This window comes from Streptomyces sp. rh34 (assembly GCF_002551245.1).
Lineage (GTDB): Bacteria > Actinomycetota > Actinomycetes > Streptomycetales > Streptomycetaceae > Streptomyces.
The window spans coordinates 1-9,735 of the sequence record NZ_NTGZ01000271.1 but is presented as its reverse complement, the minus strand read 5'-3'; the positions used below and the strand labels follow the sequence as shown (position 1 = coordinate 9,735).

Annotated in this window: 10 protein-coding genes and 1 rRNA gene; 9 read left to right on the top strand and 2 right to left on the bottom strand. The window is 70.8% G+C overall.

The window, feature by feature from the left end; genetic code table 11:
* The 9 genes from rrf to CR470_RS31810 all read left to right on the top strand — a co-directional run.
* Positions 1–68 (top strand): 5S ribosomal RNA (gene rrf / locus CR470_RS41520); the annotation flags it as partial.
* 71 nt (positions 69–139) lie between these two features.
* Positions 140–784, top strand: coding sequence for an HAD family hydrolase (locus tag CR470_RS31845; protein WP_097870943.1), 645 nt, complete (start codon positions 140–142; stop codon positions 782–784).
* Positions 785–826: 42 nt separating this feature from the next.
* Positions 827–2,029 (top strand): MFS transporter, encoded by a 1,203-nt coding sequence (locus CR470_RS31840; RefSeq protein WP_097870942.1) that lies wholly within the window; start codon positions 827–829, stop codon positions 2,027–2,029.
* Positions 1,998–3,170 (top strand): acetoin utilization protein AcuC, encoded by a 1,173-nt coding sequence (locus CR470_RS31835; protein WP_097870944.1) that lies wholly within the window; start codon positions 1,998–2,000, stop codon positions 3,168–3,170. The genes CR470_RS31840 and CR470_RS31835 overlap by 32 nt, the downstream gene beginning before the upstream one ends.
* Positions 3,171–3,273: 103 nt before the next feature.
* Positions 3,274–4,089, top strand: coding sequence for a phosphatase (locus tag CR470_RS31830; RefSeq protein ID WP_097870941.1), 816 nt, complete (start codon positions 3,274–3,276; stop codon positions 4,087–4,089).
* 128 nt (positions 4,090–4,217) lie between these two features.
* Positions 4,218–4,430, top strand: coding sequence for a helix-turn-helix domain-containing protein (locus CR470_RS31825; RefSeq protein WP_003968329.1), 213 nt, complete (start codon positions 4,218–4,220; stop codon positions 4,428–4,430).
* Between the two features lie 110 nt (positions 4,431–4,540).
* The gene (locus tag CR470_RS31820; protein ID WP_003948845.1) at positions 4,541–4,639 is read left to right on the top strand and encodes a 30S ribosomal protein bS22; all 99 of its coding nucleotides are present in this window, start codon (positions 4,541–4,543) and stop codon (positions 4,637–4,639) included.
* A 180-nt stretch (positions 4,640–4,819) separates the two neighbouring features.
* On the top strand, positions 4,820–5,908 hold the full coding sequence (locus CR470_RS31815) for an NAD-dependent epimerase/dehydratase family protein (protein ID WP_097870940.1): 1,089 nt from the start codon (positions 4,820–4,822) through the stop codon (positions 5,906–5,908).
* A 15-nt stretch (positions 5,909–5,923) separates the two neighbouring features.
* The gene (locus CR470_RS31810; protein WP_097870939.1) at positions 5,924–7,003 is read left to right on the top strand and encodes a lysophospholipid acyltransferase family protein; all 1,080 of its coding nucleotides are present in this window, start codon (positions 5,924–5,926) and stop codon (positions 7,001–7,003) included.
* Between the two features lie 86 nt (positions 7,004–7,089).
* Here the strand turns inward: CR470_RS31810 and CR470_RS31805 are convergent, their stop codons facing one another.
* Both CR470_RS31805 and CR470_RS31800 read right to left on the bottom strand, forming a co-directional pair.
* Positions 7,090–8,301 (bottom strand): DUF5667 domain-containing protein, encoded by a 1,212-nt coding sequence (locus CR470_RS31805; RefSeq protein ID WP_097870938.1) that lies wholly within the window; start codon positions 8,299–8,301, stop codon positions 7,090–7,092.
* 210 nt (positions 8,302–8,511) lie between these two features.
* A complete protein-coding gene (locus tag CR470_RS31800) occupies positions 8,512–9,288 on the bottom strand; it encodes an ECF subfamily RNA polymerase sigma factor, BldN family (protein ID WP_097870937.1) in 777 nt (258 codons plus the stop codon).
* Positions 9,289–9,735 lie beyond the last annotated feature (447 nt).

Genomic DNA, 9,735 nt, shown 5'->3' with positions numbered 1-9,735 from the left:
AAGCTAAGCCTTTCAGCGCCGATGGTACTGCAGGGGGGACCCTGTGGGAGAGTAGGACGCCGCCGAACAATTTTTCCGGGAAAGCCCCGTGCCTTGTGGCACGGGGCTTTTCTGCGTTCTGAACGTCTAGGGTCGAACCATGCGCTACGAACTGGTCATCTTCGACAACGATGGTGTGCTCGTCGACAGTGAGCCGCTCGCCAACACCGTCCTCTCCGGCTACCTGACCGAACTCGGTCACCCCACCTCGTACGACGAATCGCTCCGTGACTACATGGGGTCCGCCGTGCACCGGGTCCACGATCTCGTCGAGGAGAGGACGGGGCAGAAGCTGCCCGAGGACTTCGACTCCACGCTCAACACCCGTACGTTCGCCGCTTTCCAGCGGGAGCTCGTCGCGGTCGACGGGGTCGAGGAACTGCTCGGGAAGCTCGTCGCGGACGGGGTGGACTACTGCGTCGCCTCCTCCGGAAGTCACGAGCGTATCCGGGTCGGGCACCGCAGGACGGGGATCGACCAGTGGTTCGAGGAGGAGTGGATCTTCAGCTCGGAGGATGTCGGGCGGGGCAAGCCGGCACCGGACCTGTTCCTGTACGCGGCCGAGCGGATGGGCGTCGCGCCGGAGAGGTGCGTGGTCATCGAGGACAGCCCGCTCGGGGTCGAGGCGGCCCGCGCCGCGGGGATGGACGTGTACGGGTTCACGTCGATGATGCCCGCCGACCGGCTCGTCGGAGTGACCGGGCACTTCTCCGACATGGCTCAGCTTCCCGAACTGCTCGCCTGATCCGTCTACCCCTGGGTAGAACCCGGCTCTACGCTCGCGGCCATGACGGATGCGGGCTTGCGGCACGGCAGGGCTTCCCTGGGGTTGAGCTTCGGCGTTCAAGGGGTGGCCTTCGCCCTTCTGGTGACGCGTATCCCCGCCATTCAGGACCGGTACGGGATATCCGACGGGCTGCTGCCCGTCTTCCTCGCCGCTGTCCCGGTCCTGGCGGGGGCCGGCAGCGTGGCCACGGAGAAGGTGGTCGCGCGGGTGCGGCCCGGTGTCGTTCTGCGGTGGTCCCAGCCCCTGGTCCTGCTCGCCCTGCTCGGAGTGGGCGCGGGGCGGGAGGTGTGGCACGTCGCCGTCGCGCTCGGCGTCTTCGGGCTGGCCGTCGGGGCGCTGGACGCCTCGATGAACATGCTGGGCGTCAGCCTCCAACGGGCGTACGGGCGCAGCATCATGCTCGGCTTCCACGCCGCCTACAGCCTCGGCGGGATCGCGGGGGCGTCCCTGGCGTGGGTCGGGGCGCGGTGGGATCTGTCGTTGCTCGTGTCCTACCTGCCCGTCGTCGTGGTGCTGTTGCCCGCCGCGCTGGCCGGGAGCCGGTGGTACACGGAGGGCAGGGGGACAGAGGAGACGGGGCCCGGCCCCGCCGGCGCCGGCGGGGCCCTGTCGTTCCGGCTGTTGCTGCCGCTGTGCCTCGTCATGAGCTTCGCGTACATCGGGGACTCGACCGTCTCCAACTGGAGTGCCAAGTACCTCCAGGACGTGCTCGGCGGTTCGGAGCAGCTCGCGACTGTTCCGTACAACGTCTACATGGTGACGACCCTGCTGGGGCGGGCCGTGGGGGACCTCGGGGTGCGGCGGTTCGGGGCGGTCGCTGTCGTGCGGGGAGGGAGCCTGCTGGCGGCCGGCGGGTTCGCGGTCGTGGCGGCGGCGCCCGGGGCCGGGGTGGGGATGCTCGGGTTCACGATGCTCGGGTTCGGGCTCTGCGTGATCGTGCCGCAGACCTTCGCGGCGGCCGGGCCGATGTTCCCGGGGAACAGCGACGCTGCCGTGGCCCGGCTGAACATCTTCAACTATGTCGGGTTCCTGGTGGGTTCGCCGCTCGTGGGAGCTCTGGGGGATGCGTGGAGTTATCGCGGAGCCATGCTCGTACCGATGTTTCTGGTGCTGACGACGCTCGTGTATGCCCGCGCGTTCGGGCCCGGGCCCGAACGATACGGTGGCGGGCATGAGCGGCCGCACACAGCTGATGTGGGATGACGCAGTCACGGGATACGACTTCGGGGACACGCACCCCATGGACCCGGTCCGGCTGGCCCTGACGATGGGGCTGGTGCGGGCGTTCGGGCTCGACGGGGCGGTGGATCTGCGGTCGGCGAAGTCCGCCGGGGACTCCACCCTGCGGCTCGTGCACCGCGAGGACTACGTGGCCGCGGTGCGGGCCGCCTCCGCGGATCCGCGGGCCGCCGACCAGGACTACGGGCTCGGGACCGTGGACGATCCGGCGTTCGCCGGGATGCACGAGGCGTCCGCTCTGATCGCCGGGCTGTCGGTGGGCGCGGCCGAGGCCGTGTGGCGGGGTGCGTGCGAGCACGCGGTGAACTTCACCGGGGGGCTGCATCACGCCATGCCCGGGTCGGCCGCCGGGTTCTGCGTCTACAACGACCCCGCTCTCGCCATCGCCCGGCTGCTGGAGCTGGGCGCGGAGCGGGTCGCGTACGTCGATGTGGACGTCCACCACGGGGACGGGGTGCAGGCCGCGTTCTGGGAGGATCCGCGCGTCCTGACGATCTCGCTGCACGAGCACCCGAGGACCCTCTTCCCCCAGACCGGGTGGCCGGAGGAGACCGGGTCCGGGGCCGGGGAGGGCTGTGCGGTCAACGTGGCGCTGCCGGCCGGGACCGGGGACGCGGGGTGGCTGCGGGCCTTCCACGCGGTGGTGCCCGAGCTGCTGGCCGACTTCCGGCCCCAGGTGCTCGTCACCCAGCACGGGGCCGACACGCACTTCGAGGACCCGCTCGCCCACCTCGCGGTGTCCCTGGACGCGCAGCGGTCGGTCATGGAGTCCTGCCACGAGCTGGCGCACCGGTACACGGACGGCGGGCGGTGGGTCGCGCTCGGCGGCGGCGGCTACGCGGTGGTGGATGTGGTGCCCCGGTCGTGGACGCATCTCGTCGGGATCGCGGCGCACGCTCCCGTCGATCCGGAGTCGGTGGTGCCGTCGTCCTGGCGGGATCTCGTCTACGCCCGTACACGGCAGTTGGGGCCGGGCAGGATGACGGACGGGCGTACGCCGTCCTGGAAGGGCTGGGAGGACGGGTACGACCCGGCGGACCGGCTGGACCAGGCGGTGCTGGCGTCCCGGAAGGCGGCGTTCCCGCTGCGGGGGCTGCTGACCTGAGGTCCGGGCGGCGCGGGGGGCATTGTGCCGTGCGTTACGCCAACGGTGGGGCGTAACGGGATTCCCGCCCGCCGGGACTCCGCGGTACGGCAGCATCCCAGGGGTGTTGAGCACCGGGGCGCTGCGCGCCCATCTGCTGGCGGCCCGGCTGGCCGGGCCCGTGGCCACCTCGCGCGAGACCAGTCTGCGCAGCTACCGGCTGTTCGCCGCGCGGGATCCGCGGGTGATGCTGGGGCTCGCGCCCGAGCGGGCCTGGGGCGAGGGCGAGCTGTTGCGGCTGATGGCGGACCGCTGTGGGGTCTCGGCGGATCCCACGCATGTGAGCGGTCCCGACGCGATCGATCCGGAGCGGACCGTGGCCGCGCTGGACGCGTTCGCCGAGCGGCTGGCGGTGGTGGCGGAGCGAAGGGCTCCGGTGCTGCTGGGGACCGGTCATCCGCACCGGCTGCTCGGTTTCTACGCCGGGCTGGCAGACGCTCTGTCGGCGGCGGGCTGTCCTGTTCTCACCCCCGCGCAGGGGAGATGTGTCGACATAACGACCCGGTTTGGCGTACGTACGTACAACCTCGACTACGTACGGGGTGTCGCCCTGGTGCGCGAACCGGGGGGGCGGCCCACGGGGGGTGAGATCGGCGCGCACACGCATTCGCCGCTTCCGGTGCGGCTCGCGCTCCAGGACGCTGTGGAGCGGCTCGGGGTGCTGCCGGAGTTGGTGATCGGGGATCACGGCTGGGTCTGCGGTGCAGGTCAGCTGGGTATCGAGGCGATCGGGCCGGCGGACACGGATGATCCGGCGCTGTTCGTGGGGGAGGCCGAGGGGCGGGTGTCCGTCGTCGTTCCGCTCGACGACGGCGTACGGGCGCCGTTTTACCGGCCGTTGACGCGCTATGTGCTCAATCGGGCCCGTCTGTCACCGTAGGCCGTCGGCTGTCTCTCCTCTTCCCCACTCGCATCACGCGCCCCTAATCTGTGGAGTGAGCGCACAGCGACGAAGAGTCACCGGAGGGGAAGCCGGTGCGCGTCCGGTGCGGAAGGTACAGGTGGGTCATGGCTGCTGGCAGCGAGAGGCCTCTCAACGAGGTCAAGTTTCTGACCGTGGCGGAAGTCGCCTCGGTCATGCGAGTGTCGAAGATGACCGTGTACCGCTTGGTGCACAGCGGTCATCTGCCGGCGATCCGGGTGGGCAGGTCCTTCCGGGTGCCGGAACAAGCGGTTCACGCGTATCTCCGCGAATCCTTCGTGGGGGTGGAATCAGCCTGAGGTTGCCTGCGGATTACGTCCCTCGGACGGTGGCGGGTAGGCTAGGCCGACGTAGGTCGTGTGGGCCCAGACGCCCCGCACCAGTGAAAATGAAGTGAGCGAGGGTAGTCGTGGGCTCTGTTATCAAGAAGCGGCGCAAGCGGATGGCCAAGAAGAAGCACCGCAAGCTGCTCAAGCGCACGCGCGTTCAGCGTCGCAACAAGAAGTAAGCGAACGCAGTTCGTGAGATCCGCAGCCTCTCCGCCGTTCCGGTGGAGGGGCTGCGGTGCGTTTCGGAGCACGAGGTCGTCACAGGGCGGCGTCCACCCGCTACGGTGACGGCCAGGGAAGTTACCGCGGGAAGCAGGGGAGCCGGGTCAGGCTTCCCGGGCCGACGGAAGGCGCTGGTCTTGGGAAAGGTCGTGCTCGTCACAGGAGCGGCCCGGCAGCTGGGGGGCCGCTTCGTCCGGCGCGTCCAGCGTGAGCCCGGGGTGGACCGGGTGATCGCCGTCGACGCGGTCGCGCCCGCCCACGAGCTGGGCGACGCGGAGTTCGTGCGCGCGGACATCCGGCAGTCCGCCCTGGCGCGGATCCTGGCCGAACACGCCGTCGACACGGTCGTGCACCTGGACGTCTCCGGCAAGGCGCTCGGCGCCGGCGGCCGGACGGCGATCAAGGAGACCAACGTCATCGGCACCATGCAGCTGCTCGGCGCCTGCCAGAAGTCCCCGACGGTGCGGCGGCTCGTGGTGAAGTCCAGTACGAGCGTGTACGGGTCGGCGTCCCGTGATCCCGCCGTGTTCACCGAGACCACCCCGCCCAAGTCACTGCCCAGCGGCGGCTTCGCGAAGGACGCGGTGGAGGTCGAGGGGTACGTACGGGGCTTCGCCCGCCGCCGGCCGGACGTGGCGGTGTGCGTGCTGCGGTTCGCCAACATCCTGGGGCCCCGGCCGGACTCGCCGCTCGCCGACTATCTGTCGCTGCCCGTCCTGCCGACCGTCTTCGGCTACGACCCCCGGCTCCAGTTCGTGCACGAGGACGATGTGATCGACGTCCTGGGGGTCGCGGCGGGCGAGCCCCGGCGCGGGACGCTGAACAGCGGCACGTTCAACATCGCCGGCGACGGTGTGCTGCTGCTGTCGCAGTGCTCGCGGCGGCTGGGGAAGCCGACCGTGCCGGTGCTGCTCCCCGCCGTCACGTGGGTCGGCTCGGCGCTCCGTACGATCGGCATGACCGACTTCTCGCCGGAACAGATCCGGCTGCTCACCCATGGCAGGGTGGTCTCGACGGTGCAGATGCGCGAGACCCTCGGTTTCCGGCCGAAGTTCACCACGGCGGACACGTTCGCGGAGTTCGCGCGGAGCCGGGCGCCGGGGCTGCTGCCGCCGGAGACGGTGGGCAGGGCGGTGGACCGGCTGGCGGCGCTGCCGCTTCCGGGAGGCGCCGGGCCGCGGGAGCGCGGGGCCGGTGCGGTACAGACGACTCACGGCGCCAGGTAGAGGAGCGCACCGACGATGGCGGACGCCAAGGTCATTCCGTTCGACGACGACCGTTCGCGGTCCGGTGGCGCGTCGCGTCCGGCGCGGCGCCGGACCGGGGCGGGCGGTCCCGGCGGCGGCCGGGGCGACGGCTCCGCGGCTCCGGTGAGCGCCCTGCCGGGGGCGCAGGTCCCCGAGGCGGGGGAAGAGGGGGGCCAGGAGCCCGGGCAGCCCGGTAGGGATGCGGTGGAGGTGGACGCGGACGGTTCCCCGGCGGGCGGCTGGGAGCGGCGGATCGCGGGCGGGCTCGCGTTCCTGCGGCGGCGGGTCACCGGTGATTACGACGTCGACGAGTTCGGTTACGACCAGGAACTCACCGACCAGGTCCTGATGTCGATGCTGCGGCCGCTGGCCGACAAGTACTTCCGGGTCGAGGTGAAGGGCATCGAGAACATCCCGTCGGACGGCGGGGCGCTCATCGTGGCCAACCACTCCGGGACGTTGCCGCTGGACGGGCTGATGCTCCAGGTAGCGGTGCACGACAACCATCCGGCGGACCGGCATCTGCGGCTGCTCGCCGCCGATCTGGTCTTCCACCTGCCCGTCGTCAACGAGCTGGCGCGCAAGGCGGGGCACACGCTGGCCTGTGCCGAGGACGCGCAGCGGCTGCTGGAGATGGGCGAGATCGTCGGGGTGATGCCGGAGGGTTTCAAGGGCATCGGCAAGCCGTTCGGCGAGCGTTACAAGCTTCAGCGCTTCGGCCGCGGCGGGTTCGTGTCGACGGCGCTGCGGGCGGGTGCGCCGATCGTGCCGTGCTCGATCGTGGGGGCGGAGGAGATCTACCCGATGATCGGGAACGCGAAGACGCTGGCCCGGCTGCTGGGTTTCCCGTACTTCCCGATCACGCCGACGTTCCCGTGGCTGGGGCCGCTGGGCGCGCTGCCGTTGCCGACGAAGTGGACGATCCAGTTCGGTGAGCCGATTCCGACGGACGGGTATCCGCCGGAGGCGGCGGAGGACCCGATGCTGATGTTCAACCTGACGGACCAGGTGCGTGAGCAGATCCAGCACACGCTGTACAAGCTGTTGGTGCAGCGGCGGTCGGTGTTCTTCTGACCTGCTGAGCCGCGACGAGAGGGGGGCCGGTACGCGGATCGCGTACCGGCCCCCCCTTGTTCTTCGTGTGCGTCGGGCCCGTCGTTCTACGGCTTGAGGTTCTCGCCGTCGATGCCGAGGCCGGGCAGGAGCCCCGGGAGGAGCGGGGGCAGGGTGATGTCCGGGGCGGCGGGTGCGCTGGGCCGGCCTTCGGGGGAGGGCGGGGCGAGGCCGTCCGCCGGGAGGTCGTCCAGCAGGCCGTCCGTACCGCCGCCCAGCAGACCGTCCTCCGGCGTGGCGTCGGCGGAGCCCGACGAGCCGGAGGGCTCGGGGGTGGTGCTGCCGTCGGTCCGGCCTCCGGGCTTCCCGGGGGCGGCGGGGGGTGCGGGGGCGTCGGTCCGGGGCGAGCCGGTGTCCGGGGTGGTGGCGTCGGAGCGTCCGGTGTCCTTGCTCGTGCCCGGGGGGCGGGGGAGGAGGGACTGGAGCGGTGCGACTTCGTCCTCTATGGCGTCGAAGACGGAGCTGACCTCGTCGCGGACGTCGGTGAGCTGGACGGGCAGCCGGTCGCGGAGGCTGCTCCAGGCGTCGCGGTGCGAGCGGGAAAAGGTGTCCAGGGCCTGGATGGGGCCGATCGCTCCGTCGCGCCGGTAGGCGGAGTGGAGCAGGCGGTGGCCCTCGGAGGCGTCGTGGGACATGCCGTTGAGCGCGCGTCTGACGGCGCCGAGGGACTCGTGGTCGAGTGCGCCGGACCGGCCGCGCTCCATGAGTCTGCGGGCCTCGCTGAGCCGGGTGGAGGCCTGGTCGAGGTAGACCTCGCCGCGGTCGGCGTCGCCCTTGGCCATGCCGAGGCTGATGTCCTCCATCCCGCGCTTCAGTCCGTAGAGCGAATCACCGGGGAGGGCGTCGGAGCTGGCGGCGGCCACGCCGCCGAACGCTCCCGCGGCCACGCCGACGGTGAGCCCGCCGGCAGTGAGCCCCTTCGCCCAGCGCGAGCGGGGTCGCAGTCTCCGCAGTGGTGAGGCCCGGTGGGACCCCTTGCCCCGTTGCACGGGCACCGTAGGGCCCGTGGACGCGCCGCCCTCGGCGAACATGGTCTCCATGGCCGCGACGAGCTGGGCTCGCTGCGCCACTTTGACCTCGGGGTCCAACTGCGGCTTCGGTAGCTCACCGAGGCCGTTCGCCAGGGCCAACAGCGGTCCGCGGTCGGCCTGGTCGGCCGGCTCCGCGGGCTGTACGGCCGCCGCACCCTGGAGGGTCTGCTCCTCCAGGGCCTGGGCGAAGGCGTTCGCCCGCCGGTGTGCCGAAACGTTTGCGATCACTGGCGGCACCTCCTCTCGTCATCACGGTCGACTCCCCTGGCGGTCCGGAAGGTTGCACACCTTGAGCGTTTCCACTCGATGGAGTGAGTGGACACGGACGGGGGGCGACGACAGGGGGCCTGCAACCGGCACAACGAGGCGCTCGGCACTTGGGTTACGCACGAAAGATGATCGGACCAGTGCGTGACGGGACGGTCACGCAGAGGCCGGTCAGCGGGCGTCGTCCGGCAGGAGTCGGGCGAGCGTCCGTACGGCTCGGTACTGGAGGGTCTTGATCGCGCCCTCGTTCTTGCCCATCACCCGCGCGGTCTCGGCGACCGAGAGGCCTTGGAGGAACCGCAGGGTCACGCACTCCTGCTGCTGGGGGTTGAGTCGCCGCACGGCCTGGAGCAGTGCGGCGTTGGAGAGGGACTCCAGGACGGAGTCCTCGGGGCTGCGCGCCACCTCGTTGGCGTCGAGCATCTCGCCGGTGGTCACTTCCAGTCGGAAACGACTGGATTTGAAGTGGTCGGCGACCAGGTTGCGAGCGATCGTGACCAGCCAGGCGCCGAAATCGCGGCCCTGCCAGGTGAACGTGGAGATACGGCGCAGGGCGCGGAGGAAGGTCTCGCTGGTGAGGTCCTCCGCGGTCGCCTTGCCGCCCACGCGGTAGTAGATGTACCGGTACACGGTGTCGCTGTACTGGTCGTACAGGCGGCCGAAGGCATCCGCCTCACCGGCCTGCGCGCGCTCGACGAGATCCATCATGCGGGCGCTGTCGCTGTCGGCGGTGGGACGGCGGACGGTCGACGTGGTCGAGGCCGCGCGGGTGCTGCGTCTTCCGACCGCCGCACCGCGTTCGGCCAGGGCGTAGCAAGGGCCGGCAGGTGCAGGGGTGGCAAATGCGGGGACGGCGTACGCGGTGGGGACGAAGCCGCGCAAGCGGTCAATGACCGATGCACGCAGCGTAGCCAGGCCCGAGGCGTCAACCCCGACGTGTGGGTACACGGGACTCCCAGAGGCAGAGCTTCCATCACGAGCAGTTCGAAAAACGTCACCCGTGGTGGCGAGTGGCGGTCTCCGTGATGCGTCTGAGGAGAATAACGCTTCGTGCAGGCAGCGCTACACCCAGTTGTCTAAATCACCGGTTCCGTCGCTTCTCTTATCGCTAAGTGACGTATCAAGTAGCACATGGTGACCGTTTATTGATCGGATTACTTCGTGATCTGTCTACGGGGGCGACGGGTTGTGGCAGGGCCTCGGCGATCCGGCAGGCCGGATGGGGCGTCGCCCGCTCCGGCGGACCGGCTCACGATCGGCCGTCCGGCCCCGGGCGTGGCTGCGCCCCGTGACGGTTCGCCGGTGGGCGGGCACGGGGCGGGGAGGTGCGGGCGGGGGGTGCGGGCGCGGGTCAGCGGCTGTCTCTTATACACATCTCTGAGCGGGCTGGCAATG